Annotated in this window: 27 protein-coding genes; 12 read left to right on the top strand and 15 right to left on the bottom strand. The window is 72.5% G+C overall.

Features of this window, described 5'->3' with window-relative positions; all coding sequences use genetic code 11:
- Positions 1-59: 59 nt before the first annotated feature.
- Positions 60-1,169 carry a serine hydrolase domain-containing protein gene (locus tag ACIPK4_RS26685; RefSeq protein ID WP_402316717.1) on the bottom strand — a complete coding sequence of 370 codons (1,110 nt, stop codon included), beginning with the start codon at positions 1,167-1,169 and terminating at the stop codon, positions 60-62.
- A gap of 35 nt (positions 1,170-1,204) precedes the next feature.
- The gene (locus ACIPK4_RS26680) at positions 1,205-1,876 is read right to left on the bottom strand and encodes a DUF4097 family beta strand repeat-containing protein (protein WP_402316715.1); all 672 of its coding nucleotides are present in this window, start codon (positions 1,874-1,876) and stop codon (positions 1,205-1,207) included.
- Between the two features lie 253 nt (positions 1,877-2,129).
- Here ACIPK4_RS26680 and ACIPK4_RS26675 point away from each other — a divergent pair, with 253 nt between their 5' ends.
- On the top strand, positions 2,130-2,870 hold the full coding sequence (locus tag ACIPK4_RS26675; protein ID WP_402316713.1) for a MarR family transcriptional regulator: 741 nt from the start codon (positions 2,130-2,132) through the stop codon (positions 2,868-2,870).
- A gap of 7 nt (positions 2,871-2,877) precedes the next feature.
- Here the strand turns inward: ACIPK4_RS26675 and ACIPK4_RS26670 are convergent, their stop codons facing one another.
- The 3 genes from ACIPK4_RS26670 to ACIPK4_RS26660 all read right to left on the bottom strand — a co-directional run bounded on the left by ACIPK4_RS26670 (position 2,878) and on the right by ACIPK4_RS26660 (position 4,889).
- Positions 2,878-3,315, bottom strand: a complete 438-nt coding sequence (locus ACIPK4_RS26670; RefSeq protein ID WP_402316711.1) for a MarR family winged helix-turn-helix transcriptional regulator — start codon at positions 3,313-3,315, stop codon at positions 2,878-2,880.
- Positions 3,312-4,217 carry an NmrA/HSCARG family protein gene (locus ACIPK4_RS26665; protein WP_402316710.1) on the bottom strand — a complete coding sequence of 302 codons (906 nt, stop codon included), beginning with the start codon at positions 4,215-4,217 and terminating at the stop codon, positions 3,312-3,314. The genes ACIPK4_RS26670 and ACIPK4_RS26665 overlap by 4 nt, the downstream gene beginning before the upstream one ends.
- A gap of 123 nt (positions 4,218-4,340) precedes the next feature.
- Positions 4,341-4,889, bottom strand: coding sequence for a DM13 domain-containing protein (locus ACIPK4_RS26660; protein ID WP_402316709.1), 549 nt, complete (start codon positions 4,887-4,889; stop codon positions 4,341-4,343).
- Between the two features lie 186 nt (positions 4,890-5,075).
- Here ACIPK4_RS26660 and ACIPK4_RS26655 point away from each other — a divergent pair, with 186 nt between their 5' ends.
- A complete protein-coding gene (locus ACIPK4_RS26655; protein ID WP_402316707.1) occupies positions 5,076-6,116 on the top strand; it encodes a vWA domain-containing protein in 1,041 nt (346 codons plus the stop codon).
- On the opposite strand, the gene ACIPK4_RS26650 is transcribed toward ACIPK4_RS26655, so the two are convergent.
- Entirely contained in the window at positions 6,106-7,083 is a 978-nt protein-coding gene (locus ACIPK4_RS26650; protein ID WP_402316706.1) for a MerR family transcriptional regulator, read from the bottom strand. The two genes, ACIPK4_RS26655 and ACIPK4_RS26650, sit on opposite strands and share 11 nt — an antisense overlap.
- Positions 7,084-7,230: 147 nt before the next feature.
- Here ACIPK4_RS26650 and ACIPK4_RS26645 point away from each other — a divergent pair, with 147 nt between their 5' ends.
- On the top strand, positions 7,231-9,234 hold the full coding sequence (locus ACIPK4_RS26645; RefSeq protein ID WP_402316704.1) for an ABC transporter ATP-binding protein: 2,004 nt from the start codon (positions 7,231-7,233) through the stop codon (positions 9,232-9,234).
- Positions 9,235-9,246: 12 nt separating this feature from the next.
- Here the strand turns inward: ACIPK4_RS26645 and dacB are convergent, their stop codons facing one another.
- Together dacB and ACIPK4_RS26635 are read right to left on the bottom strand one after the other, a co-directional pair.
- Positions 9,247-10,899 (bottom strand): D-alanyl-D-alanine carboxypeptidase/D-alanyl-D-alanine-endopeptidase, encoded by a 1,653-nt coding sequence (gene dacB, locus ACIPK4_RS26640; RefSeq protein ID WP_402316701.1) that lies wholly within the window; start codon positions 10,897-10,899, stop codon positions 9,247-9,249.
- A 126-nt stretch (positions 10,900-11,025) separates the two neighbouring features.
- Positions 11,026-11,781, bottom strand: a complete 756-nt coding sequence (locus tag ACIPK4_RS26635) for an SDR family oxidoreductase (protein ID WP_402316699.1) — start codon at positions 11,779-11,781, stop codon at positions 11,026-11,028.
- Between the two features lie 155 nt (positions 11,782-11,936).
- On the opposite strand from ACIPK4_RS26635, the gene ACIPK4_RS26630 reads away from it, so the two are divergent.
- On the top strand, positions 11,937-12,518 hold the full coding sequence (locus ACIPK4_RS26630; protein WP_402316697.1) for a TetR/AcrR family transcriptional regulator: 582 nt from the start codon (positions 11,937-11,939) through the stop codon (positions 12,516-12,518).
- Here ACIPK4_RS26630 and ACIPK4_RS26625 read toward each other — a convergent pair.
- A complete protein-coding gene (locus tag ACIPK4_RS26625) occupies positions 12,478-13,491 on the bottom strand; it encodes an alpha/beta hydrolase (protein WP_402316694.1) in 1,014 nt (337 codons plus the stop codon). The two genes, ACIPK4_RS26630 and ACIPK4_RS26625, sit on opposite strands and share 41 nt — an antisense overlap.
- A gap of 182 nt (positions 13,492-13,673) precedes the next feature.
- Here ACIPK4_RS26625 and ACIPK4_RS26620 point away from each other — a divergent pair, with 182 nt between their 5' ends.
- Positions 13,674-14,150: a hypothetical protein gene (locus ACIPK4_RS26620; protein ID WP_402316691.1), complete on the top strand. Its 477-nt coding sequence runs from the start codon at positions 13,674-13,676 to the stop codon at positions 14,148-14,150.
- 90 nt (positions 14,151-14,240) lie between these two features.
- Here ACIPK4_RS26620 and ACIPK4_RS26615 read toward each other — a convergent pair whose 3' ends face one another.
- Positions 14,241-14,633, bottom strand: coding sequence for a nuclear transport factor 2 family protein (locus ACIPK4_RS26615; RefSeq protein ID WP_376197450.1), 393 nt, complete (start codon positions 14,631-14,633; stop codon positions 14,241-14,243).
- 100 nt (positions 14,634-14,733) lie between these two features.
- Here ACIPK4_RS26615 and ACIPK4_RS26610 point away from each other — a divergent pair, with 100 nt between their 5' ends.
- Positions 14,734-15,177 carry a MarR family winged helix-turn-helix transcriptional regulator gene (locus ACIPK4_RS26610; protein ID WP_402316687.1) on the top strand — a complete coding sequence of 148 codons (444 nt, stop codon included), beginning with the start codon at positions 14,734-14,736 and terminating at the stop codon, positions 15,175-15,177.
- A 418-nt stretch (positions 15,178-15,595) separates the two neighbouring features.
- Here ACIPK4_RS26610 and ACIPK4_RS26605 read toward each other — a convergent pair whose 3' ends face one another.
- A complete protein-coding gene (locus tag ACIPK4_RS26605) occupies positions 15,596-16,213 on the bottom strand; it encodes a DJ-1/PfpI family protein (RefSeq protein WP_402316686.1) in 618 nt (205 codons plus the stop codon).
- 78 nt (positions 16,214-16,291) lie between these two features.
- Here ACIPK4_RS26605 and ACIPK4_RS26600 point away from each other — a divergent pair, with 78 nt between their 5' ends.
- The 5 genes from ACIPK4_RS26600 (at position 16,292) to ACIPK4_RS26580 (ending at position 18,872) form a co-directional block, all read left to right on the top strand.
- Complete coding sequence (locus tag ACIPK4_RS26600) at positions 16,292-16,567, top strand: hypothetical protein (RefSeq protein ID WP_402316684.1); 276 nt, start codon at positions 16,292-16,294, stop codon at positions 16,565-16,567.
- Positions 16,531-16,959: a hypothetical protein gene (locus ACIPK4_RS26595; RefSeq protein WP_402316681.1), complete on the top strand. Its 429-nt coding sequence runs from the start codon at positions 16,531-16,533 to the stop codon at positions 16,957-16,959. Before ACIPK4_RS26600 ends, ACIPK4_RS26595 begins: the two co-directional genes overlap by 37 nt.
- Positions 16,902-17,192, top strand: coding sequence for a hypothetical protein (locus ACIPK4_RS26590; RefSeq protein ID WP_402316679.1), 291 nt, complete (start codon positions 16,902-16,904; stop codon positions 17,190-17,192). The genes ACIPK4_RS26595 and ACIPK4_RS26590 overlap by 58 nt, the downstream gene beginning before the upstream one ends.
- A gap of 95 nt (positions 17,193-17,287) precedes the next feature.
- On the top strand, positions 17,288-18,340 hold the full coding sequence (locus ACIPK4_RS26585; protein WP_402316890.1) for a MerR family transcriptional regulator: 1,053 nt from the start codon (positions 17,288-17,290) through the stop codon (positions 18,338-18,340).
- 22 nt (positions 18,341-18,362) lie between these two features.
- Entirely contained in the window at positions 18,363-18,872 is a 510-nt protein-coding gene (locus tag ACIPK4_RS26580; RefSeq protein ID WP_402316676.1) for a hypothetical protein, read from the top strand.
- 103 nt (positions 18,873-18,975) lie between these two features.
- Here the strand turns inward: ACIPK4_RS26580 and ACIPK4_RS26575 are convergent, their stop codons facing one another.
- The gene (locus ACIPK4_RS26575; RefSeq protein ID WP_402316674.1) at positions 18,976-19,434 is read right to left on the bottom strand and encodes a MarR family transcriptional regulator; all 459 of its coding nucleotides are present in this window, start codon (positions 19,432-19,434) and stop codon (positions 18,976-18,978) included.
- A 125-nt stretch (positions 19,435-19,559) separates the two neighbouring features.
- On the opposite strand from ACIPK4_RS26575, the gene ACIPK4_RS26570 reads away from it, so the two are divergent.
- On the top strand, positions 19,560-20,465 hold the full coding sequence (locus tag ACIPK4_RS26570; RefSeq protein WP_402316672.1) for an aminoglycoside phosphotransferase family protein: 906 nt from the start codon (positions 19,560-19,562) through the stop codon (positions 20,463-20,465).
- Between the two features lie 174 nt (positions 20,466-20,639).
- Here the strand turns inward: ACIPK4_RS26570 and ACIPK4_RS26565 are convergent, their stop codons facing one another.
- The 3 genes from ACIPK4_RS26565 to ACIPK4_RS26555 are packed head-to-tail and all read right to left on the bottom strand — an operon-like array spanning position 20,640 to position 26,109.
- Complete coding sequence (locus tag ACIPK4_RS26565) at positions 20,640-21,833, bottom strand: cytochrome P450 (protein ID WP_054220580.1); 1,194 nt, start codon at positions 21,831-21,833, stop codon at positions 20,640-20,642.
- Positions 21,830-24,982, bottom strand: coding sequence for an amino acid adenylation domain-containing protein (locus ACIPK4_RS26560; RefSeq protein WP_402316668.1), 3,153 nt, complete (start codon positions 24,980-24,982; stop codon positions 21,830-21,832). The genes ACIPK4_RS26565 and ACIPK4_RS26560 overlap by 4 nt, the downstream gene beginning before the upstream one ends.
- A complete protein-coding gene (locus tag ACIPK4_RS26555; protein ID WP_402316665.1) occupies positions 24,979-26,109 on the bottom strand; it encodes an aminotransferase class V-fold PLP-dependent enzyme in 1,131 nt (376 codons plus the stop codon). Before ACIPK4_RS26555 ends, ACIPK4_RS26560 begins: the two co-directional genes overlap by 4 nt.
- Position 26,110 lies beyond the last annotated feature (1 nt).

The raw sequence follows: 26,110 nt of genomic DNA, 5'->3' as shown, positions 1-26,110 counted from the left end.
CAGGCGCCCGGGAGACCGTCCAAGTGCGCGGCGCGCGCAGCGCGCGACGGGGCCGGAGTTCAGGGCGTCGGCTCGGGGTGGGCGGTGGGGAAGACCTCGGCGAGGAGGGATTGCGTTGCCTTCTGGTAGGCCGCCGCCAGGGACATCGCGGCGTCGTCCACGTAGTTCAGGGATGCGGTCAGGGTCTTCCTGCCGTCCGGCGTGCTGTACATCAGCCCCGCGTGGCCCGCGATGCCGCCGTTGTGGGTGATGAGGGTGACGCCGCCCGGGCCCGTGTCCTGGACGAACACCCCCAGGCCGTAGCCCGCCTTGGGGTGCGGCGTGCGCATCTCGGCCAGGAGCGGTGCGGGGAGGAGGCGGCCGCCCGCCAGCGCGGAGATGAAGGTGTGGAGGTCCCGGGTGGTGGAGATCATGTCGCCGCCGGTGGAGATCCAGGAGGGGTTCTGGCGGGTGACGTCGACCGTCTCCTGCCGGCCGGCGTTCTCGTACCGGTAGTAGGCGTGGGCGTGCGGCCCGGAGATCTCGGGCGAGGTCTCCGGCAGGACGGTGTCCGACAGTCCGAGCGGGTCCAGGACCAGCCGGTGCATCTCCTCGGCGAACGGGCGGCCCGTGGCCCTCTCGACCAGCAGCCTGGCCAGTACGTAGTTGGTGTTGGAGTAGCTCCAGTCCGTGCCCGGAGCGAACCGCGCCGGCTTGGACAGCGCGAGTCGTACGAGTTCTTCGGGGCGGTGGGTCCGGAAGCGGTTCTCCACCCACTCCCGGCCCTGCCAGGGGATGCCCGGCACGACCGTCCCGTCCTCGTGGTACTCGCCGGTGAAGTTGAACACGCCGCTGGTGTGCTGGAGCAGCATCCGGGTCGTGATCCGCCGGTCCGGCCCGAACTCCGCCAGGTGGTCGTCGACCGGGCCGTCCAGCTCGATCCTGCCCTCGGCGACCAGGAGCAGTACGAGGGCTGCGGTGAAGGTCTTGGTGTTGCTGCCGATCCGGAACCGCCCCTCGGTCGGCGGCTTGGCGCTCCCGCCCAGCTCGCCCACTCCGGCGCTGCCCACCCAGTGGCCGCGCTCGTCGTGCACGCGCAGTGTCATCCCGGTGAAACCGGACTCGACGATCGCCTCGACGGCCCGCTGCAGCTCCGGGCGGTCCGGCCCCACGGTCGTGATGTCACTCATGATCGGTTCCCCTTCCCCTCTCGGTCCCGTGCGCTTCAGAGGCTGCGGGCGGTGATGTCGCCCTGGGTGGTGGTCGCGTGGATGTCGAGGGCGGCGCCCGGGCCCTCGGTGTTGGTCAGGGTGTTGTGGATCCGGCCGTATGCGGTACCGGCGTCGAGGGTGGCGGAGGTTCCGCGGGCGGCGCCGACGGAGATGTCGCCCTGCTGGGTGCTCAGGGTGACCGTGCCGCGCTCGGCCTCGGTGATCCGGATGTCGCCCCTGGCGGTGCTGATGTCGGCGGCTCCGCGCAGGTGCCCGATGGTGATGTCGCCGTCGAGGAGGGTGAGGCGGGCGGCGGCGGCCTCGTCGATCCTGACCGGGCCCTGCGCACCGTCGAAGGTGACCTCGCCGAGGCGTCCGACGCCGCGGAGTTCGACGGCGGCGGTCTTCGCCTCGATGCGGGAGCCGGCGGGCAGCTGGACCGTGACCTCCAGGGAGCCGGAGGCGCCGAGGAGCTGGTTCTTGGCCTCCGGGGCGGTGATGTGCAGGACTCCGTCGCGGTACTCGACCGTGGTCCCCTCGGCGGCCTTCACGTCGCGGCTCTTCGAGGCGTTCGCGGGCCGGACCTCGACCGTGGTGTCCGCCCGGTCCGCCGCGATGAACCGGACCAGTCCGGCGGGGACGTTCAGGACGGCGGCGACGGGGGCGGGGGTGTCGAACTTGAGCATGGTGTTCTCCGTGACTCTGTCGTGCGCACCTCTTGGTGCACCGTTTCCGATGACAGAAACACTACGTTGCGTTCACCGTTTCAGGAATAATCACATTGCGCGTTATCCACGTATACGCAGGTCAAGCCCCTTTATTCATTGCAACGGGTTGACGCCTAACGCAATGAACCTCCGACCGTACGTTGCAATGAGCTGGCAATGAACGCTAAGCTGGGTGCGCCCAGGGCCACGAACGACCGCAAAGGAGACCGCGATGCCGGGAGGCAGGCTCACCCAGCAGGAGCGGCAGCAGATCGCGCTGGGGGTGGCCGACGGGCTGGCCTACGCGGAGATCGCCAGGCGCCTCGACCGTCCGACGTCCACGGTCACGCGAGAGGTGATGCGCAACGGCGGTCCCACCGGATACCGCGCCGACCTGGCTCACCGGGCCACCGAGCGCCGTGCCCGGCGGCGCAGGCAGCCTGCGCCCCGGGGCCCGCAGGTGCCCGCGCAGGCCGGCGGGCGCGACGCCGAGGCCGTGCGCGAGTACGAGGAGGAGACGTTCACCAACGTCCTCATGCAGACGGGCATGTCCAGGATGACGGCCCGGATCCTGGCCTGTCTGTGCATGAGCGACACCGGCAGCCTCACCGCGGCCGAACTCGTCCGGCGTCTCGAAGTCAGTCCGGCCTCCGTCTCCAAGGCGATCACGTTCCTCGAAGCCCAGGGCCTCATACGCCGGGAGCGTCACGAGGGCCGCCGCGAACGCTACGCCGTCGACGACGACGTCTGGTACCAGTCCACGGTCGCCAGCGCACGGGGCACCGCCCAGCTCGCCGACATCGCCCGCCAGGGCGTCGGCGTCCTCGGCGCCGGCACTCCCGCAGGGGCCCGCCTCGCCAACATCGCCCACTTCGTCGACTTCGTCTCCGAGAGCATCGTCCGCGCCGCGGACCAAGCACGCGAGATCCTCCATACCAAGCCCGCAACGGACCCGGGCGGCAGCGCGCCCTGACCCACCGTCAGGCGGAGCGCACAGCAGCGCCGTCGGCTGTCGTCGCCTCTTCGAGGTTGCCGGTCATCCGCTCCAGGACACGAACGGCAGTGCGGTAATCCTCCACCGGGATGCCGTGCACGGACCGTTCGCGAAATGCCTCGACGCGCGCCCCGGCGTCGGCCAGGCACCGACGGCCGCCGGGGGTCAGCACGAGCCGGTCCGGCGCGCAGCGGGTGGCCCAGCCCTGGGCGAGCACGGTGTCGACGGCCGCGGTCAGCGTGGGTATGTCCGCGTTGGCAGCGAGGAGAGACAGGACCTCGGCGTCGGTGGCCTCGGGGGTCGCGTCGAGGACGTTGAGAACCTGCCAGACGATGCGGGTGAGGCCGAACTCCCCCAACACGTCGTTCATGGAACGGGTGAGGGCTCTGTCGGTGCGGTTGAGCCAGTAACCGATGGGCTTCACGACGACACTCCTTCACGGTTTCGCGGCTCGGCGGCCACCGGGGACAACAGTGCGGGCCAGTCCTGGGCGGTCGCCCAGTCGGCGAAGGTCTGCCGGCGGACCTCGGGGTAGGCGCGGCGGAGCCCTGCGAGGTCGACGTCGAGGCCCGCGCTGGTGAAGTAGGCGAACATGGCGGCCAGATCGGCCGACCGGCTCCGGACGTGGGCCAGGGGCACCTCCTGGTGGATGATCGGGCGGCCGGTGGCCTCAGCGAGGATCTGCGCCATCCGGGCGGGGGTGCACACGTCGGAGGCGATGTCGATGCGGCGCCCTGCGAACTCGCCCCGGCGTTCGAAGACGAGCCGGGCGAAGGCGCCGATGTCGGCGACGGCTATGAGGGTGAGTGGCCGGTCGGACGGCATGGGCCACGCGAAGACGCCCTCGCGCAGGCCGTCGAGGGTCCAGCCGCTCGCGTAGTTCTCCATGAAGGCCGCCGGGGCGATCACGGTCCAGGGCAGGCCGGCGGCGCGCAGGTGCTGCTCGACGAGGTGCTTGCTCTCGTAGTGCGGTACGCCGGTGCCACGGTCGGCGTGGGCGGCGGAGGTGAGCACGACGTGTGCGAGGCGGGCGGCCGCGGCCGCGTCGACGAGGGCTCTGCCCTGCCGGGTTTCCGTGGCGGTGTCGGCGCCGAACGGGGTGGTGACCGCGAACAGGGAGTCCGCTCCGGCCAGAGCGGCGTCGAGGGAGCGCCGGTCGTCGAAGTCGGCGTGGCGCACGTCCGCCCCGAGGCGGCGCAGCGCATCGGCGGCGGGCGATCCGGGCCGGCGGGTGAGCGCGCGGACCCGGTGGCCGGCGGCCAGCAGGTCGCGGGCGGTGGCCCCGCCCTGGGCCCCGGTGGCTCCGGTGACGGCGATGGTGAGCATGGGTCCCCCCAGAGATCGCTGTATCTGCGTGACGCACTGTCTGCGCCACACAGAAGACTAGCCGATTTCCCTGCGCCGCGCAGTAATCCTTTCGGGGGATGCCGCTCCGGGGCCGAGCGGCCGTCAGGTGGCGCGCAGGGGAGCCGCACCGAAGGAGACGTCGAAGCGGTCGCACCAGATGGTGACGCTGCTGTAGTCGGCGACGTTCACCTCGGCGGGGACCGCGTAGTTCTGGTCGCCCTTGTTCCCCTTGAGCTTGCCGAGGCTCACGTGCTTGCCGTCGTCGAACACGCGCCAGCCGTCCACGCCCTCCTTCACCGGTGCGTCGGTGAGCCAGACGCGCAGGTCCGGACCGTTGCTGGTGTCGAGGTTCGCCAGGCGCAGGGTGTACGAGCCGTCCGGGAGGCGGACGAGCTCCGCCGTGCCCGTGGTGGTGTGTTCGTGGCTGATCAGAGAGCCGGTGGCGACGGTTCGCGGGCCGGGGGCGCCCTTGCCCGCCGGGGCCGGTGCCGATGCCGCGGCGGCGGGTGCGACCGGCGCGGCCTCCCGGACCGTCCGGTCCTGCCACAGCTTCCACGGCTGGAACCAGTACAGGCCCGCGCCCAGCAGCACCGTGGCGGCGAGCAGGGCGGTGACGATGAGCGTGGCGCGGCGTCCCGTGCGTCGTGTCATGACGATCCTTCATCTTCGGTGGTGCGTCACGTCATTCAACGCGGCAGCGGGGCCCCGGACCATGCGCGGACCGATGACGAAACCCTTACGTCGTGCGCACGCCCCGTCGGGCGCGGCCGCTCCCCCTCGATTGTCAGTGGCGGGTGAGAAGGTTGGAGCATCCAGTCGGAAAGAGGGGGAGCGGCCATGTCCGGAAACCAGAACTACATCAATCACGTTGCTCTTGTGTTGGACGCCAGTTCGTCGATGTCGCATCTGAACCGCAAGGTCGTGGAAGTGGCCGACCAGCAGATCGCATATCTGGCCCGCCGTTCGCAGGAACTGGACCAGGAGACCCGGGTCACGGTGTACGTGTTCGCGGACAAGGTGGAATGCGTCATCTACGACAAGGACGTGCTGCGGATGCCGTCCCTGAAGCAGATGTACCGGGTCGGCGGAATGACGGCCCTGCTGGCGGCCACCCTGAAGTCGCAGCGGGAGCTGGCGCAGACGGCCCAGCTGTACGGCGACCACAGCTTCCTGACGTTCGTACTGACCGACGGGCAGGAGAACGCGAGTCACCGCTGCTCGGACGCCCCTTCCAGCGACCCGCGCGAACTGGTGCAGGCCGTGTCGCAGCTGATCGCGACGCAGCAGGACAACTGGACGCTGGCCGTGCTCGTACCGGACCAGATGGGCAAGCGCGAGGCCATGCAGTGCGGTTTCCCGAAGGACAACATCGCCATCTGGGACGCCACGAGCACGCAGGGTCTGGAAGACGCCGGCGAGGTCATCAAGCAGGCCACCGAGAAATTCATGGTGGGCCGCTCCCAGGGCATCCGGGGATCGCGGGCGGTTTTCTCCATGGGCGCGGACACGGTGAACAAGGACACCATCGAGGCGGCGGGCCTCACCCCGGTCGATCCGTCGGAATACCAGCTGATTCCGGTGGCCCGTGACGCGGGGATCCGGGAATGGGTCGTGGAAAGCGGGAACACCTATCGGACCGGCTGTGCTTTCTACCAGCTGAGCAAGTCGGAAAAGGTCCAGGCGCGTAAGCAGATCGCGGTGCTGGAAAAGAAGACGGACCGGGTGTACACGGGGCCGGAGGCCCGTGCCCTGCTCGGCCTGCCGGACGTGGAGGTCCGGGTCAAGCCGGACCACAACGACGACTTCACCATCTTCGTCCAGAGCACCAGCGTGAACCGGAAGCTGGTGCCGAACACGCGCCTCCTGCTCATGGGCTGACGCCCTGAAGGCCCCCGTCCCGGTCCGGCCGGGGACGGCGCAGGGCCTTGACGATCCAGGGCTGGAAGGGCAGGTGCCCGGGGACCACCTGCCAGTCGTTGACGGTCCACACCAGGCGCCAGTAGCGCTCGACGAGCGGGTCGTGCCCCGCCTCGAACTGCCGCGCCATCCATGCACGCAGCTCGGGGCCGACCGTGCGGCCGAGTACGGCGGCGAAGCGCGCGACGACGGCATCGACCACGACGTCGGCCTCTGCGCTCTCGGGATCCGTGCCCGACCGCATCGCGGCGACGACCGTGTCCCGGGTGAAGGACACGAGATCCGCTGCAGTCCCGGGGTCCACCCCCGGCAGGGCGTCCTCGTCTGCGGGCGGGATCGCCGCGTGGGCGATCCGCCGGCGGAAGTCTTCGTCGGCGATGAGCCGGGCGACCTCCGTCCACGCGTCGAGTTGCGCGTCGGTCGGGTCGTCGGGCAGGTCGGGGACGGCCGTGCGCAGAGCGGCGGCGGCCGTCCGGGCGGAGGGGGTGCCGTCGGTGAGGCCGTCGATGAAGTCCGAGACCAGGCGGCGTCGTTCATCGGAGGTGAGGCGGGTGACGTGGTGCACGAGAGAGATCTCCTCGGGGGTTGAGCCGCGCCGGGCCAGGTGGCGCAGGACGCTCTGCCGCAGGCGCAGCACACGGATCTGGACCTCGGTGGCGGCGGCATGCGCGGCGGCGACCTCGGCGACCGGGAGGTCACCGTCGAGGACGCGGCGGACGGTGGCGAGGTCGACGTCCAGCTCACGCAGGACACAGATGGTCCGGAGCCGTTCGAGGGCCGCCGTGTCGTAGCTGCGGTAGCCGGCCCGGGACCGGTGCGTGGGGGGCAGCAGACCGGCGTCCGAGTAGAACCGGATGGTGCGTACCGGCACACCGGTACGGGTGGCCAGGTCGCCGATCGAGAGCAGGGACGTCGTCGTGCCGTTCATGACGCCCACTCTCCGGTCTCCAGCGGGTGGAGAGTCAAGCCACCGGGTCGGCGTCCCCGTGTCACCCACACGGAAAACGCTTGGACGGCGTCGGCGCGGGCGCGGGAGACTGCGGATTCCGTTACGAGACGAATACACAGGGTTGCCATGGAATCGGCTGCATCAGGAGGAGGCCCGCCCGGCAGGGGACCGGTGGTCCTCGCGCTGCGTTACTACGGAAGGGAGTTGACCCGGCTGCGGTGGTGGACGGCACCCGCGATGCTGCTGCCTGCCGTGGGCAACATCGGGATCAACTACATCGCGCCGCTGGTCGTCGCGAAGCTCGTCGGCCGCATCGCCGGCGGCGGCGCAGGGGGCGGCCTCGGCCTCGGGTCGGCGCTCCCGTACGTCCTCGGGTTCGCCGCCGTCCTGCTGCTCTCCGAGGCCGCGTGGCGGGCCGGCCTGCACTGCCTGAACCGGCTCGACGCCCTCGGCATCGAGAGCCTGTACGTGATCGGCATGGACCGGCTGTTCGCGAAGGACGCCGCGTTCTTCCACGACAATTTCGCCGGGTCGCTGACCAAGCGGGTGCTGAGCTTCGCCTCCCGCTTCGAGGAGTTCGTCGACACCCTGACCTTCTCGGTCGTGGGCCGGTTCGTGCCGCTGCTGTTCGGGGCCGTGGTGCTCTGGCGCTACGAGCCGCTGCTCGTCGTGGCGCTCCTGGTCATGATCGCGGTGACGGGCGTGTGCGTGCTGCCCCTCGTACGGCGCCGGCAGGCGCTCGTCGACCGGCGCGAGGAGGCGATCGCCCGGGTCTCGGGGCACGTCTCCGACAGTCTGATGAACATGGACACGGTCCGCGCGTTCGGTGCGGAGGACCGCGAGGCCGCCGAGCACCGGTCCCGGGTGGCGCGTTCGCGCGGGCTCACGCTGCGGTCGTGGGACTACGGCAACCTTCGGATCGACACCGTCGTCGCGCCGATGTCCGTGGTGACCAACGCGCTGGGGCTGCTGCTCGCCGTGACGGCCGTGACGGCCTCCGGGGGCGGGCAGGGGCACGGCGTGGAGGCGGTCGTGGTCGCGTTCACGTACTACTCCAACGCCACCCGGATCATGTTCGAGTTCAACCAGATCTACCGGCGGCTGGAGAGCTCGATGACGGAGGCGTCGCAGTTCACGCAGCTGCTGCTGACACCGCCCACCGTGCTCGACCCGCCGTCGCCGGAGCCGGCACCCGCGGCGGACCGGGCCGGCGAGGTGCGGTTCGAGAAGGTGACCTTCACGCACGCGGGGGCTGAACCCCTGTTCGAGGGGCTGGACCTGGCCGTGCCCAGTGGGGCGAAGATCGGGCTGGTGGGCCGGTCCGGCGGCGGCAAGACCACGCTCACCCGGCTGCTGCTGCGGATGACGGACATCGACGCGGGCCGGATCCTGATCGGCGGTCAGGACATCAGCCGGCTGCGCCAGCGCGATCTGCGCAGCCTGATGGCCTACGTGCCGCAGGACCCGGCGATGTTCCACCGCACGCTGCGCGAGAACATCGCGTTCGCCCGCCCGGACGCCACCGAGGCGGAGATCCGCCGCGCGGCCGAGGCGGCGCACGTCACGGAGTTCGCCGACGCGCTGCCCGACGGCCTCGACACCATGGTCGGGGAGCGCGGCGTCAAGCTGTCCGGCGGGCAGCGCCAGCGGGTGGCCCTCGCGCGGGCGATCCTGCGCGACGCGCCGATCCTGCTGCTGGACGAGGCGACCAGCGCCCTGGACTCGGAGAGCGAGATCCTCGTCCAGGAAGCGCTGTGGCGGCTGATGGAGGGGCGGACCGCGCTCGTGGTCGCGCACCGGCTGAGCACGGTGGCGCACATGGACCGGCTCGTCGTCCTCGACCGCGGCCGCATCCTCGAACAGGGCACGCACCGGGAGCTGCTGGCCGCCGGCGGCACGTACGCGAAGCTGTGGCAGCACCAGTCGGGCGGCTTTCTCGACGACGCGCCCCCGCCCTCGTCGGCGCCCCCGCCCTCGTCGGCGCCCCCGCCCTCGTCGGCGCCCCCGCCCTCGTCGGCGCCCCGGCCCTCGTCCGTACCGGCGCCCTCGTCCCCGTCCTCGTCCCCGTCCCCGTCCTCGGCCCCGTCTCCGTCCTCGGCCCCGTCTCCGTCTCCGTCCGACCCACCGTGATCCGCCGGGCCGTTACGGCGACTCCTGAAGGTGGGCGGCGATCAGCGCCAGGTCATTGGCGATGGACAGGACGTCGACGGGGTTCGCGGTCGGGGTGGAGGCGCCGTTGACGCCCGCGTAGAAGGGGTCGAAGCGGCCGCCGCCCTTGTCGAGGTAGCCGGCGATGGTGATGGCGCCGACGGCGAGGCGGTCGTTGAGGGAGTCCCCGCCGACGGCGGCGCCGGTCTTCCCGAACACCTTCCCGCGCGCCGGACAGCTGCGGCAGTTCTCGGCGAGCAGACCGTCGACGCCGAGGATGGGCAGTGCCTCGCGGAAGCGCCGTGCTTCCGGGGTGCGTTGCCAGTAAGCCAGCATCTGCACGAGCGCCTGCGGGGTGGCCCGGTCGGCCGGGTTGCCGCCCCGGCCGTCCATGAGCTCCACCTGTTCGCGGTCGACACCGGCCCGGTCGAGGAAGTCGGCGAGCACCGGGAACCCGTCGGCGCACTGGTGGCTGCCGGTGGTGACGGCCATGAGGCAGATGCCGAGGTTGGCGCCCAGATTGTGGCTGACCTTGAGGATGAGCTTGGCGTACTGGTCGTACGGCGGCGAGGTGTACGCGGCCACCCGCGGCCGGCCCTCGTAGGAACGCGGCAGCCGGGCGACCGGGTTGGGGCCGTTCGCGGCGGCGGTGACCTGCACGCCGGCCCGGGCGAGCGCCTCGATCAGCGCGGTGCGGCCGAAGGTGTTCGGGTCGGTGACCGGTGAGGTGCGCAGCAGCGGCTGGGCGTCCGCCGCGATGGTGCCGGACAGGTGGATGCGGGTGCCGCCGCCGGTGGCGGTCACCGTGATGTTCGTGGGCCCGCCGGCGGCGACGGTCTTCACCGTGGAGGTGACCTGGTACGGGGCGACCTTGGGCCGCCAGTCCAGGCGGGCGGCGGCGCCCGCCCGGTCGCCGGGCGTGGTCAGCAGGTCGATGAGGTTGTCGTTGATGATCAGCGGGGTGGGGGTGGGGTCGAGGACCGGGTCGGGGGCGAAGAGGCGGCTGTCGACGATGACGTCGCCCTCGACGCGGGTGATGCCGGAGGCGCGGACCTGCCGGGCGAGCTGGTCGATGCCGGCCAGGGGGTTCTCCGGGGTGAGGGTCGCGCCGGGGAAGTCGTTGGCGTACGTGTGGTCGAGGTCGGTGTACGCGACCGTGCCGTCGGGCCGCGTCCGGCCGCCCAGGGTGAGGTCGCCCTGGGCGACGAGGTCGAGGTCGCCGGTCAGCGTGGCGCCGGTGCGGGTCCCGACGGCGTGGACGGGGGTGACGAAGCGGTGGTCCGTGCCGAGGGTCCGCCAGGTGCCGGAGACGGGGAACAGCTTCGCGGTGGAGCCGGGGACGAAGAACTGACCGGGGAACATGCTGTGCAGTACGCGTCCGCCCGCCGGTTCGGTCTGCAGGAGTCCCCACTGGGCGTGCCGGTACTCGGGTTTGCGCATGATCGCCGTGATGCGCGGGTCGAGCCGGCCGGGGTCGCCCGCGTCGCCGTACGGCCACGGCGAGGGCGTGGGAGGCGGGGCGGGGGCCGGGGCCGCGCGGGCGCCGGTACCCGAGGCCAGTGTGACCAGCAGGAGGGCGGCGAAGGCGGCGGCCGCCCGGCGCCGCAGCGCCGCACCGCACGCCACACCACGTATCGGATGTCCCACAGCACGCTCCGTTCGTCGCGGCTGTCGTCTCCCGAGGCTCCGGGGCGTGTGAACAGGGTGGCACGGCGCGTTCCGGCGCGCATGTCACCCCGGGTGGCGGCGGGCGGCGGGGGCGGCCGGCGGCCGTCAGTCCTGCGCGGTGGGGCGGACGACGATGTCGCCGACGTCGACGTTGGCCGGCTGTTCGACGGCGTAGGCGATGGCGCGGGCGATGGCGTCCGGCGCGATCGCCGTCCTGTCCATGCGGTCACGGACCAGGGCCTGCATCTGCGGTGACATGGAATCCGCGAATTCCGTCCGTGTGACACCCGGCGAGACGACGGTCACGCGCAGGCTGTCCCCGGCCTCCTGGCGCAGGCCCTCGGAGAGGGTGCGTACGGCGTTCTTGGTGGCGGCGTACACCGCCTGGAGCGGGACGATCCGCAGTCCGGCGGTGGAGACGGTGTGGACGAAGTGCCCGGAGCCCTGTGCGCGGAAGACCGGCAGGGCGGCGGCGATCCCGTACAGGACTCCCTTGAGGTTGACGTCGATCATCCTTTCCCAGTCCTCGACGCGGAGCTCGTCCAGCGGGGAAAACAGGCCGACCCCGGCGTTGCCGACGAGGACGTCGAGCCGGCCGAACCGCTCGCGCGCCAGGTCGACGAGCGCGGTCACGTCCTCGCGGCGCGTGACGTCGGTGCGGGTCCAGGCGGCTTCGCCGCCGGCCCGTTCGATGCGGGCGGCCAGGGCGTGCAGCCGCTCCGTCCGGCGCCCGCCGAGGACGACCTTGGCGCCACGTCCGGCGAGCAGCAGGGCGGTCGCCTCGCCGATGCCGCTGCCGGCACCCGTGATCGCCACCACCTTGCCCTCGATACCGTCGTTCTCGTATGCGATTCCCGACATGATCGGCAGTCCTTCCGGAAGGAATACGGGCAGGCCAGGGCATGCCCTAGAGTCAAGTGGAGGCGGCACCACTTACTGCAGACTAAGTGGGCGCGCCTCCACTTAGCAAATGTCGGAGAACGAAATGACGGAGAACGAGAGGACGGACCCCGCGGATGAGCCGGGACGCAGCACGCCCGTTGAGGGCCGACGCGCAGCGCAACAGGGACAAGATCCTGGCCGCGGCGGTACGCGTGTTCACGGAGGAGGGACTGGACGCGCACCTGGAGCGCATCGCCAGGGAAGCGGGCGTGGGCACCGCCACCCTGTACCGCAACTTCCCCACCCGCGAGGCCCTCGTCGAGGCGGCCTACCGCAACGAGGTGGCGCAGCTGCGTGACGTCGTCCCCGAGCTGCTGGCCTCGCGGCCGCCGTACGAGGCGCTGCGCGCGTGGACCCGTCTCTTCATGGACTACGCCACGGCCAAACTCGGCATGGCCGATGCGCTGCGCGCCATCGCCGCCGCGGGGAGCAACCCGTACGCCCACAGCCACGACATGATCCGGAGCGCCATCACCACGCTGATGGACGCCTGCGCCGAGGCCGGGGCGATCCGGACCGACATCGGCCCGGCCGACATGTTCGCGGCGCTCGCCGGCATCGCCCTGACCTCGGCCGAGCCCGAACAGCGGGAACAGGCCGAACGGTTGCTGGACCTCACCCTGGACGGTCTGAGGCGCGCTCCGTCGGAGGGATGAGGAGGCGGCGGAGCCAGCGGGTGCGGGCCTCGCGGGCGTCGCGGCTGAGGGCGGCGTGCGGGGCCAGGCCGTCGAAGCCGTGGTAGGCGCCGGGCCACACGTGCAGTTCGGCCTGGCCGCCGGCCTGCCAGATGGCGTTCGCGTACGCCACGTCCTCGTCCCGGTAGATCTCGGCCGACCCGACCTCGACGTAGGCCGGGGGAAGCCCGGAGAGGTCGGTGGCGCGGGCCGGGGCCGCGTAGGGCGGCAGGTCCGCGGCGCCGTGGCGCTCGCCCAACAGGGCTTGCCACCCGGTCGTGTTGGAGGTGAGGTCCCAGGCGCCGAGGCCGGTCATCTGGTGGCTGGAGAAGGTGCTGCCGCGGTCGTCGAGCATCGGGCACAGCAGCAGCTGGCCCAGGGCGGCGGGGCCGCCGCGGTCCCGGGCCAGCAGCGCGAGGGCCGCGGCGAGCCCGCCGCCCGCGCTCTTGCCGCCGATGACGATGCGCTCCGCGTCGATGCCCAGTTCGGCCGCGTGGGCGGCCGCCCAGCGGAGTCCCGCGTAGCAGTCCTCCAGCGGCTCCGGGTAACGGGCCTGCGGTGCGAGGCGGTACTCGACCGAGAGGACGGCGAGGTTCAGGGGGTGGGCCCACTCGCGCAGGATCCCCGGGAGCACGGACCAGGCGTTGCCCATGACCATGCCGCCGCCGTGCATGTAGTAGAGGAGCGGCAACGGGCCGGTGAGCCCCGAGGGGCGCGCGCTGACGAGCGTGACGTCCGGTGCGTCCGGCGGGCCCGGGACGCGGAGCTCCGTCACCTCGAAGCGGCCGTCGGCGCGCAGGTCCTCGGCGGTGGGCCGGGGGCGGGACGCGGCGTCCCGCCGCTGCCAGGCCGCGAGGGTCTCGGGGGTGATCGGCGCCTTCACCTCCTCGTCCAAGGCGTCCAGTGCGACGCGCAGTTCGGGGTCGAAGGGCACCGGTGTGCGACGGGCGCTCATGACGCGCCCTCTGATCCGATGAGAGGCATGCGGCGTATCCCATCACGCGGGCCCCCTGCCTGTGGCACCGGAGGGGCACATGACAGCTGTCATACGGCACACGTGACCGCGGGCTCTGCCTCCGGGGCCCCTCCCCCGGCCAGAATATCGATCATCACACCGACCACGGGGGCAGCAGCATCATGGACATCCTGAAGAAGAAGACCGCGAAGGCCGCACCTGCCGAGACGACCGACACCGGCGCCATGACGCCGGCCGACTACCGGCTCCCTATCTGGTTCTTCGGCTTCGAAGGCGTTCTCGCCGCCGCGTTCGACATCCTGCGGGCCTTCCCTTCGGCGTGGCCCGTGCTGCTGCTCCTGCTGGCCGTGAACATCATCGTCTCGCTGACGATGATGCGCAGGCGGCTCCGGCTCGCCAAGGCGCTGTGGCGCGGCAAGGAGACCCGCAAGGTCGCCCTCGCGCTCGTCGCCCTCCGGATCGGCAGCCACTTCCTCCTGAACGCCCTGGGTCTGGCGGTCACTTCGACCCTGGGCCACCTGTTCTTCGCGTGCGTCATGAGCGCGGTGACGATCGGCCTGCTCGCCTACTCCCAGCAGACCGCCATCCGCGCCCTGACCTCCTCCCCCGCCGCCCCGGCCCCCGCCCCCGCCGCCTGACCACCGGGCCCCCGTCCCCGCCGCCTGACCACCGGGCGGCGGGTTCTTCCCCGACCGCGGGCAGCGCGGTGGACCTTTCCGGTCACAGGACTAGCGGGCGCTGCCGATGTTGCGGTCGGCGGCGGAGCCCTCCAGCATCAGGGTGGTTTCCTCGATGCGGTCGAAGCGGCCGTCGGGGGCGAGGTCGGCGAACACGTAGACCTCCATGCGCACGGTCGAGCCGTCCTTCTTGGTGATGTGGGCGGTGTGCCGGTCGGCGTACCTGCTGCCGTCGTACAGCTCCTCGTGCACCTCGACGTGGCCGCCGGCGACGACGCCGCGCACGTGGGTGATGTGCTCGACGAACTCGGCGCGGTCGGCCCACTCGCCGTCCGTGCGCTGGCGGTACTCCGGGGTGAAGTGCAGGTCGGCGGCCTCCTGGACGGTGAGGTCGCGGTTGAAGATCAGGTCGTTGAGGGCGGCCTCGATACCGGTGCGCGTCATGGCGGTCCTTTGCAGAACGTGAAGGGAAAGTGCGTGCGTTTCGCACGCTTCTCCCTCACTGTAGCACCGTAGCGTGCGCAGCGCACGCTATTCTTGGGGCGTGGAGAACGAAGTAGGACACGAGATCGCAGATGCGCTGGGCATCCTGCTCAGGCGCACCACCCGTACGCAGCTGCACCGGCAGCTCACCGAGGGCATGGGCGAGGGGGTGGACGAGCAGACCTACCCGGTCCTCAGCGCACTGGCCCGCACCGGCCCCCGCAGCGCCGCCGACCTGGCCCCCGAGGTCGGAATCGACCGCTCCGGCGTCACCCGCCGGGCCTCCCGGCTGGAGGCCGCCGGCCTGATCCGCCGCGAGGCGGACCCCGCCGACCGGCGCGCGCACCTGCTGGTCCTCACCGAGGAGGGACGGTCCGTGGTCGCCGAGCTGCGTACACGGCTCGCCGCGCACATCATGGGCAGCCTGTCCGGGTGGCCGCCGGGCGAGGCCGCGAAGTTCGCCCACCAACTGCGCCGCTTCACGGCCGAGGGGCCCTTCGCCTAGCAGGGACCGGCCGAGGGGCCGAGGCGCCCGGCCGCCCGGCCCGCAGGGCGCTGCCCGACGCGGTCGTCGACAGCGGGCCGGCGGACGATGCCCCCCTCCTGGCGTCCGAGGCCGTCACCAAGGCGGTCCGGCCCGCTCCGAGCCCCCACACCCGCATGGCGGTCGACGTCCGTGCACCGACCACCTGCTGTGCGCCCTGCGCGCCGAGGCCCCTCCCCGGGAGCGGGGAGCGGCCTCCGGCGGGCTGCGGACCCCGACGGGCTGCGGACCCCGGCGGCCTGGGGGCGCGCGGGTCCGGCCGGGGGCCGCACCCGGTCTGCGCCCTCAGCCAGCCCTGGGGCATCGCCACGGAACGGGAGCGGCACGTGGCTCCGGTTCCGCGGGGGCGACGCCCGCGCGGATCCCGCCCGAAGGCGGGTCAGCGCAGGGCGGGGGCTCCCGTACGGACGCCGCTCACGGCGCGCAGGGCGCGCTCGACCGTCTCCTGCTGTTCGCCGACCGGCGCCGCGTAGCCGATCGCGCCGCGCGCGGCGTCCTCACCGAGCGTGCGCGTGATCACCCACGCGGCGAGGTACTGCGAGGCCAGGCACCCGCCCGCCGTGGCGATGTTGCCCTCGGAGTGGAACGGGGCGTCCAGGACGGTGACACCGCAGGCCTCGACGTACGGCCGGCTCGTCAGGTCCGCGCACGCCGGCATGCCGCCGAGCAGCCCGAGCCGGGCGAGGACGAGCGCGCCGGAGCACTGCGAACCGATCAGCTGACGGGCGGGGTCCAGCGGCAGTAGGGAGAGCAGCCGGTCGTCGGCGACCACGTCGCGCGTCTTCACACCGCTGCCGATCAGGACGACGTCGGCCTCGGGAATGAACTCCATGGGGCGCTGACCGGTCACCTCCACGCCGTTCATCGAGGTCACCACCGGTGCGGGCGTGGTGATGAAGGCTTCGAGGCCGTCCTTGCGGCAGCGGTTGATCAGCGCCGACGCGATGAAGCTGTCGAGCTCGTTGAACCCGTCGAAGGTGACCACGGCTACCTGCATCACAACTCCCTGCGTCTGGCATGCGAGGGGCCAGTCTGCCAGGGGGCGCCCCCCGGTACACGGGCCAATCGGCGGACAGTGGCATGCACTCCGCTGCTGATCACCGCGGGGCGGCTCGGGGACCTGTGGGGGCCGCGCCGGCTGTTCGCCGCCGGCGTGGTGGTCACGCTCGCCAGCGTGGCGTGCGGGCTCGCGCCGAGCGCCCCACTGCTGATCGCGGCCCGCGGGCTGCAGGGCCTGGGTGGGGTCTTCCCCGCGCAGCGACGCGGAGCCGCCATGGGCGTCTGGGGGATGATCGCCGTACTGGCCACGCTCTCGTGTCGACCGTCGGCTGGCGGTGGATCTTCCTGGTGAACGTGCCGATCGGCGTGGCCGCGCTGGTGCTGACGTACCTGGTGGTGCCGGACGTACGCAACGGGCGCAGCCGCGGCTTCGACCTGGTGGGGGTGCTGATCGCGACCGCCGCGCTGTTCTGCCTCGCGTTCGGCCTGCAGGAGGGCGAGCGGTACGACTGGGGCGTGGGGGTCTGGGCGCTGCTGGACGCGGGTGTCGCGCTGGTCGCGGGGTTCCTCGTACATCAGCGCGGACGGCAGGACCGTGAACCGCTGGTGCCGTTCGCACTGTTCCGGGACCGGAACTTCACCGTGATGACCGCGCTCGTGGGACTCGGTTCGCGGGGCGGCTGGCGGTGGAGCTCTCCTCGGGCACGGCGTACGCGGACGCCTTCGTCGCCGCCCTGCACGTGACGGCGGCCCTGCCGGTCGCCGCCCTGGGGGTCAAGGTGCTGCTGTGCCTGCTGGTGCGCAACCACACGAAGCCGCGGCCGACGCCGGTGCACGGTACGACGGCGCCGACAGCCTCCCGCGTCCCGTGCACGGCGGACCGGCCCACGGCCGGGACCACTGGGAGGACCCGGACAGCCGGGACAGCCGGGACGACCGGGACGACCGGGACCACCGGGACCACCGGGGCGTCCTAGGTGTTGCTGGCCATGAGGTTGGTGTCGGTGCTTGTCGGTGTTGACCTTCAAGTTGGTTGAAGCTCGATGATGACGCGGTGCCAAATGATGAGTTGATGCCGATCGGGGCCTTCGCCCAACGCAGTGGGCTGACCTCCAGCGCACTGCGGTTCTACGCCGACTCCGGGCTGCTGCCCCCTGCCGAGGTCGACGTGGTCTCGGGCTACCGCTACTACAGCACTGCCCAGGTGGCTCGGGGGACCACATTGCGTCAGCTCCGCGAGCTCGCCATGCCTCTGGCCGCTGTCGAGGCTGTGCTTCGTTCCGAGGCTGACGAGGCGTCCCGGCTCCTCGATGAGCATGTCGCGAAGGTCGTCGGGGAGGCAGCGGCCGTGCAGCAGAGGGCTGCTGCCATCAAGTCCGCGCTCGACAACGCGCCAGGTCTTCCGACTACGGCCGTGAAGGGGCCCGTGCTGGCGGCCGCGGTCGAGCAGGTCCTGACCGCGACCGCACACGAGCGCGGGATGCCGGAACTCGCCGGTCTGCGCTTCGAGGCGAGCGTTGAGGCAGTGACTCTGACCGCGACGGACCGATACCGACTCTCCACCAGAACGCTGGTGCCGGCTGAAGCGCCGAGGCAGACGTGGGCCGGCACGGTCAACGGCGACGAGCTGCGAGCCGCGCTCGCCGAGATCCGCCGCAGTCCGCTGGTGCGACTGGAAGCCGTCTCGAACGGGATATGGTTCCGCGCGGCCGACCGCGAGGACCAGCACTGCCGATTGCTGCCCGAGGAGTTCCCCGACTACCGGCTGATGCTCGCGTCACTGGGCGAAGTCACCACTCGTGCGACCGTCTCGAAGGACCTGCTCCTGCGAGCCCTGGAAGAACAACCCGGCGAGCGCGTCGCACTGAATGTCGCCGACCACGCAGTGAACGTCGCGTCAGCGGACAACAAACACCCCGGCATCACCCTTCCAGCCACCGCGACGGGCCGACCCCTCCAGATCTGTTTCGAGCTGACCACGCTCTATCCCGCCGTGAGCACCGCGATCGGCCCTGACGTGCTGCTCGACCTACGAGGACACGACCAACCCGTCACGATCCGCTCCGCCGACCGCGGCGATCTCACCACCCTGGCCATGCCCATCAAGCCCGACCGTGCCGCCTGAGAACGACAACGAGGAACACTCCGTGACCCCCGCACCCGCCAGCCCAGACCCGACCATGGAAGCAATAGGCCACGCCGTAGCCGAGGGACAAGCCGGTGGCACCGCTTCCGCCCGCCGGAAGCTACTGGACCTGTGGTCCACGATCGGCGTCACCGGTGACCCGCTTCACCGCTGCTCTCTCGCTCACTACCTCGCAGATCTCTACGACGATCCTGCCCAAGCCCTCGCCTGGGACATCCGGGCCCTGGACGCCGCCGACGCCGTTACCGAGCAGCGCGTCCAGGAGCACCATGCTGGCCTCCACATCGCCGGCTTCTACCCCTCCCTGCACGTCAACCTCGCCGACGACTACCGCCGGCTCGGCTCCTTCGAAGCTGCCACCGAGCACATCAACGCGGCCGAAACGCATGCTCCCAGCCTTCCCCGGAATCCCTACGGTGACCTCCTTCGCGGCGCCATCCAAGAGGTCGCTGAAGCCATCGACAGGCGGGAGCGGTCACGGCGATCGTCCGCGCCAGGTTCCGCTGCGTGACGCACAGGAACGCACCCCCTGGCCGTGGAAGGGCGGCGTCGTCTCGTCGAGTGGTGCCGATCGAGGCCCATCGCCCACGTCGCAACGTCATGGCCTCCTACACCTAGGCCTCCAGGGTCAGGCGGGCCAGCATCTCGGGCGAGAGGCGTTGGGCGAGCGCCTCCAAGAGGGCGACGACCTCGGCGGGTTCGGCGGGGTCGGTCGTGCCGAGCGCGGTGGACAGGGCGCCGTCGATCGGGGCGGCGGCCACCTCCGCCGGCCGGTCGGAGACGTCGGGGTTCTGCCGGACGAGGGTGCGCCGCCGGTCGCGGGGGTCGGTGGCGGTGGCCACGGAGCCGGTCTCGCGCAGCCGGGCCACGCAGGCGGACACCGCGCTCTGCGGCAGGCCGGAGCGGACGGCGATCTCGCCGACGGTGGTGTCGGGGTGGGCGTACACGTCGGGCATCACGACCAGGACCGACCGCGTGCTCGTCGCGCGCTTGCCGACGCCACCGGTCGGGATGGCCTCTTCGCCGATCTTCATCAGCGTCCGGCCCAGCAGGAAGAGCTGAACTCCGTTCATGCGCCCGCCTTGCATCACGAGGGATGTACCGGATCTGATGCGTCTCGCGGCAGGGGCTTGGCCGCCGGGCCCTTCCGGTAAAACCCTTGGCGGGGCCACGTAAACGGCCGGTACGGTCCCTCCCCATGTCCAGTACGAAGATGCACCCCGACGAGGTCGACATCGACGGGCCGCTCGTCGCGCGGCTGGTCGCGGCGCAGTTCCCGCAGTGGGCGGGGCTGCCCGTCCGGAAGGTGCGCTCGGCCGGCACGGACCACGCGATGTACCGGCTCGGCGACGAGATGTCCGTACGGCTGCCGCGCATGCCCGGCGCCGCCGACCAGGTCGACCTCGAACAGCGGTGGCTCCCCCACCTCGCCCCGCACCTGCCGCTGGCCGTGCCGGTGCCGCTGGGCCGGGGAGTCCCGGGCGAGGGCTACCCCTTCCCCTGGTCGGTGTACCGGTGGCTGGACGGGGCGAACCTGTTCGACGAGCCCGTCACCGCACCGCACGACGCCGCAGCCGGGTTGGGGCGGTTCGTCGCCGCGCTGCGGAGCATCGACACCGCCGGCGCGCCGCGGTCGTTCCGGGGCGGGCCGGTGGGGACGGCCGACGCCGGGGTCCGCGCCGCGATCCGGGACCTGGGCGCCGACGGAACGCACGACGCCGGGGCCGCGACCGCGGCGTGGGAGGCGGCGCTGCGGGTACCGCAGTGGGACGGCCCGCCCGTCTGGCTCCACGGCGACCTGCTGCCCGGCAACCTGCTGGCCCGGCAGGGCCGCCTCAGCGCCGTCATCGACTTCGGCTGCGTGGGCGTCGGCGACCCGGCCTGCGACACGATGGCGGCCTGGACCCTGCTGTCCGCCGACACCCGCAAGGTGTTCCGCGAGGCGGCGGGCGTGGACGACGCCACATGGGCCCGGGGCCGCGGCTGGGCCCTGCGCTTCGGCCTCACCGCGGAGCACTACTACCGCGGCGGCCGCAACCCCGTCCTGGCCCGGGTCGGTCACCGCGCGGCGGCCGAGGCCATCGCCGACCACCAGGCCTGCTGAACGCCCGGCGTCACGCGTCACGCGTCACGCGTCGGCGTCGGCCTCGAAGCGGGGCCTGTTCGAGGAGGCGGCGCACGAGGGCGGGACCGCCGGACGCGCGGGGGGCCGGGGACGTGGGGCGCGGGAGGCGCGCCCGCGGTGCGGGGGGTGTGAGGGCCATGACGGTCAGGAAGCTCACTTGGCCGTGAACCTCACCGGGAGGCTCTCCAGTCCGTTGACCACGATGGAGCGCAACGGTACGGCGGGCCCGCTCTGTTCGATGGAGAACGGGGAGTCGAGGAGCTCCGTGAACAGGATCCGCATCTCCGTACGGGTCATCATCGCGCCCAGGCAGAAGTGCTCGCCGGCGCCCAGGGCCAGGTGCCGGTTGGGGCGGCGGGCGATGTCGAAGGTGTCCGGGTTCTCGAAGTAGCGCTCGTCGCGGTTCGCGGAGGGGGTCCACATCACGACCCGGTCGCCCGGCTCCAGTTGGCGCTCCCGCAGGAGCACGGGCTCGGTGACGGTGCGCATGATGTGGGTGGCGGTCGAGGTCCAGCGCAGGACCTCCTCGACGGCCGTGGGCATCAGGCTCCGGTCGGCGCGCAGGCGTTCCCAGTCGGCCGGGCGGTCCAGGAAGGTCTGCATGCCGCCGGCGACGGCGAGGCGGACGTTCTCCGTGCCGCCTACGAGGAGGTTGTCGCAGTTGAGGAGGATGTCCTCCTCGGAGAGCAGTTCGCCGTCGACCTCGCCGTTGACGAGGGCGCTCACCAGGTCGTCGGCGGGCTCGTCCATCCGCCGGTACATGAGTTCGACGAAGTAGGCCATGATCTGCTGGTGGGCGATGCTGCGGGTCTCGGGCTCGCCCGCGCCGAAGGCCTGGCTGGTGAGGGAGAAGAGCATCTCCTGCTCGTGCGCCGGTACGCCCATGAGCCGGCAGATGACGTAGAGCGGCAGCCGCGCCGCGACATCGGTGACGAAGTCGCACGTGCCGAGGCCGGCGGCGCGGGCCAGGACCGCGCGGACCGCCTCGCGCATCGCGTCCTCCAGTGCACGCACCGAGCGGGTGGTGAACCAGTCGGCGACGAGGGTCCGCAGTGCCTTGTGGTGCGGTGGGTCGGTCAGTGCCAGGGTGCGGCCGCCGCCGGGGTCCTGGCCATGACCCTGGGGGCGCAGCAGGATGCCCTGGGCGGAGCTGAAGACGCGGGCGTCGCCGTAGACGGCGCGGATGTCGTCGTACCGGGTGACCGACCAGAAGCCCGGGTACTCGGTGGCGCCGTGCCAGCGCACCGGGTCGTTGTCGCGCATCCAGCGGAAGACGGGGTGGGGGTCGCCGGTGGCGTACAGCTCGGGGTCGACGAGGTTGACGCTCTCGGGGGCGAGCACGGTCATCGGGGATCTCCTTGGGGCAGCGGCAGGGTGTGGACGAGGTCGGCGAGGCCCTTGAGCAGTTCACGGGCGACGGCGTGCGTGACCGCGGCGGTGCGGTGGCTGACCGCGAGCCGCAACCGCCCGTCGGGGCGGGGCCAGACCTCGCAGTGGACTTCGAGCGGGAGGTCCAGGTAGGGCGGGCGCAGGAGCGTGGTGTCCAGGCCGGCGAGGTCGAGCCGGGCCGGGGCGTTGTCCTGGAGCACGAGCAGTGTCTGGAACAGCGGTGGCCGGCCGGTGCGCGGCGGGTTGAGGTGGCGTACGAGGGCGTGGAAGGACACGTCCTGGGCGACGAAGGCCTCCCGCAGGATCCGGCCTGCCTCGGTGACGGCGGCCGGGCCGCCCTCGAGGACCGGGCCGCGCAGCCGCAGGCAGGCCATCTCGATGTGGCAGCCGACGGCGTCGTGGAGCCTGATGTCGTCCCGCTGGGCCACGGGCACGCCGACGGCGAAGTCGCGCCCGCCGGTGATCTCGGCGAGCAGCCGGCCGTAGAGGGCGAGCAGGACGGCGTACCGCGTCACACCGGATCCGGCGGCGGCCGCGTCGAGGCGGGGGCCGGCGTCCTCGTCGAGGAGGAGCTCGATGCGGGCCGTCTCGCGGGCGGGGACGGTCCCCGGCGCGGGGGCCCCGGGCCACTGCAGTGCCGGTACGTCGCCCAACGCGGCCCCGAGGGCGGCGAGCCGGCGACCGGGGTCGGTCTGGGCGAGCCGTTCGGCGTGCAGCCGGGCCGCCTCCGCGACGGGGAGCGCGGCGGGCAGGGCGGGGGCGGCGCCCCGGCGGGCGTCGTCATAGGCGGCCGCGAGGTCGCCGCTCAGCACCGATTCGGACCACCCGTCGAAGGCGATGTGGTGCACGACGCAGCCGAACACGTGCCGGGCGCGGCCCTCCACCGGTACCAGGGCGGTGCGCCACACCTCGCCGTCGGCGAGTTCGAGGGGGTCGCCGAGGACCTCGCACAGGAGCTCGACCGCCGTGTCGGTGTCGGGGCACGGCTCCAGGAGTTCCAGGACGGGGGCCGGGAAGTCGCCGGGCCGGGCCACGGGGTGGGGGTCGGCGAGATAGGCCGTGCGCAGCGTCTCGTGGCGTTCGTGCACGGCCTCGATCGCGGTTTCGAGGGCGTCCGGGTCGAGTTCGCCGTCGATCTCGAAGAGCAGCAGGCAGTGGGCCGACCGGTCCTCGGGGGCGAGGAGGTGCTGGGTGAGGTAGCCGGTCTGCATGGCCGTGAGGGGTACGTCGGCGCCGGGTGCGGTGGGGGCCGGGGCGGCTCCGGCGCGGGTGGCGGCGAGCCACCGGCCCAGTTCCCGGGCGCTGGGGTGGGCGTACAGCATCGATACGGGTACGGGCCGGCCGAGTTCGGCGGCCAGGCGTGCGCACACGCGCCCGGCCGCCAGCGAAGTCCCGCCGAGGTCGGCGAAGGGGACGTGCGGGGGTACGGACGGCAGGCCCAGCACCGCGGCGAACACGCCGGCGGCCAGTGCCACCAGGGGGTCTTCGCCCGCCGCCGCCTCCTCCGGCTCCGCCCCGGCGACCGCGGTCCGGGCGAGCGCAGTCCCGGCGACCGGCGTCCGGGCGAGCGCAGTCCCGGCTGTCGGCGCAGTCCCGGCGGCCGGGGTCCGGGCGAGCGCGGTCCGGGCTGCCGGGGCGGACTCCAGCAGGGCCCGTTCGTCGAGCTTGCCGTTGCCGGTCAGCGGGAAGGCCGCGAGCGGGATCACCGCCTCGGGGCGCTGGTAGGACACGAGCGCGCCGCGCAGGGCGTCCTCGGCGCCGGTGAGCGGGTCGCCCGGCTCGGCGGGCACGCAGAAGGCCAGCAGGGCCTCGGCGGTACCGGCCGCGTCGCGGCGGGCCACGACGCGGCAGGCGCGCACGCCGGGCAGCAGCGCCTCGATCTGCCGTTCGACCTCGGCGGGTTCGATGCGGTGTCCGCGGATCTTCACCTGGCGGTCGACGCGGCCCAGGTAGTGGAGTACGCCGTCCTCGTCGAGGCGGCCGAGGTCTCCGGTGCGGTAGACGCGGGTCGTGCCGCCGTCCGCGAGGGGGAGGCGGGGGAACTTCTCCTCGGTGAGCCGGGGGTCGCCCAGGTAGCCCAGGGCCAGCCCGTCCCCGGCGATGCAGATCTCCCCGTCGACGAGGTGGACGGCGGTGCCGGGCACGGGCCGTCCCACCGGGATCCCGCCGGGCAGCTCGCAGTCGGCCTCGGTGATGCGGTGCGTGGTGGCGAACACGGTGCTCTCCACCGGCCCGTACCCGTTGATCAGGGCGATCTCGGGGTGCCGGCGCAGGAAGGCGCGGACGTGCGGCACGGAGAGCCGTTCGCCGCCGGTCATCACCTGGGCCAGTCCGCGGAAGGCGTCCGGGTCCTCGTCCACGGTCATGTTCAGCAGGCTGCTGGTGAGCCAGAGGGTGTCGACGCCGTGTTCGGCGACCGCCTCGCGGATCGCCTGGCCGGACAGGTACGGCTCGTCGACGACGAGCGAGGTGCCGCCGCTGAGCAGCGCGGCCCACAGTTCGAGGGAGAAGGCGTCCCAGGGCAGCGCCGCGGCCAGCGGGATCACGGTGCCGGTGCCGAAGCGGGCGAAGGTGCCGGGGCGCAGCAGGCGTGCGGTGGCGCGGTGGGGGGTGAGCACGCCCTTGGGCCGCCCGGTCGTCCCGGAGGTGAAGAACACGCAGGCCGCGGCGGAGGGGTCGGTGTCCGCAGGCCGGTACGCGGCCGGCGGGCGCCGTTCCCGGCCCGTGGGGGGCGGGGTCCAGGCCACGAGGCCGGCCCGGGCACCGGCGGCGCTGTCGCCGATGATCAGCGGCGCGCCGAGTTCGGCGGCCACCTCCCCAATTCGCCGGTCGGGCCAGGCGGGGTCGAGGAGCGCGTAGGCGGCGCCGAGTTTGAGTACGGCGAGGACCGCGGTGACCAGTTCGGCGCCCCGGGGAAGCAGTACGGGCACCAGGTCGCCCGCGGCGACGCCGTGCGCACCGAGTTCGGCGGCCCAGGCGTCGGCCGTGCGGTCGAGCTCCCGGTAGCTGACGCGGCGGGCGCCGTGGATGACGGCGGTGGCGTCCGGGCGCTCGGCGGCCCGCAGGGCGAACGCGGTGTGCAGGGTCTGCGGTCGGTGGCCGCTCATGCGCCGGCTCCGACGGCCGCGCGCAGGGCCCGTCCGAACACCTCGATCTCGTCGAAGGTGTTGTAGTAGTGGACGGAGGCGCGGACGGCGGTCTCCACTCCGCGTTCCGCCATGAAGATCGGCGTGTGGTGGCCGACGATCTTCCACACGTTGATGCGCTGTTCGGCGAGCCGGGCGCGGATCACCTCGGCCGGGACCCGGTCGTGGCGGAAGGAGACGATGCCCGACTGGGTGGTGCCCGGGGCGATCAGCTCGGTGCCCGGGGTGGCCTCCACGGTGGCGCGCAGCGCCTGGAACACCTCCTTGTGGTCGTACGGGGTCCCTTCCTCGAAGAGGGTGAGGGCGGTGTTGAACCCGACGGTGGCGGCGGTGCCGCGTTCGGCGAGCTCCAGGGAGCGGGCGCTGTGGTCGTCGATGCGGTAGCCGGTGGGCGAGTCGACCTGGGCCACGTGCAGGTCGTGGAAGTCCGTGGCCAGGGCGGCGCGCAGCTCGGGGGCGATGTACGCGAAGGCGGTGCCGCGCGGGCCGCGCAGGAACTTGCGGCCGGCGCCGGTGAGCAGCTGGCAGCCGATGCGGCGGGCGCTGACGGGGATCTGGCCGATGGACTGGCAGGCGTCGACGGCGTAGACGCAGCGGTGGGGCGCGAGCAGCCGGCCGATCTCCTCGACCGGGTTGACGATGCCGCAGCCGGAGGGGATGTGCGTCACCGAGACCAGGGCCACGTCGTCGGAGATGTTCGCGGCCATCCATTCGAGGTCGAGGTCGCCGCCGGGCAGGGTGGGGACGACCTCGATGCGGCAGCCGGTGCGGTCGCGCAGGTTGAACAGGGAGATGAGGTTGCCGGCGTACTCGTAGGGGGTGACCCAGATCCGGTCCGCGGGGCCGAGGCGGAGCCTGGGCACCACGGCGCACCAGGCGCGGGTGGCGCTGTCGAAGAGCGCCACGTCCTCGGCGGGGGCGTCGAGCACGCGGGCGATCCGCCGGTAGACCTCGTCGCCCACGATCGGGGAGTAGTGCTCCTCCGTCTCGTAGCAGCCGTGTGCGGCTTCACGGTCGAGGACCTCGGCCATCGTCCGCCGGACGTCCGCGGGTACCAGGCCGGCGCCGGCCGTGTTCAGGTGAATCATG

Source organism: Streptomyces sp. NPDC086989, assembly GCF_044745505.1.
Taxonomy (GTDB): domain Bacteria; phylum Actinomycetota; class Actinomycetes; order Streptomycetales; family Streptomycetaceae; genus Streptomyces.
This window is presented reverse-complemented; position numbering and strand designations above follow the sequence as displayed.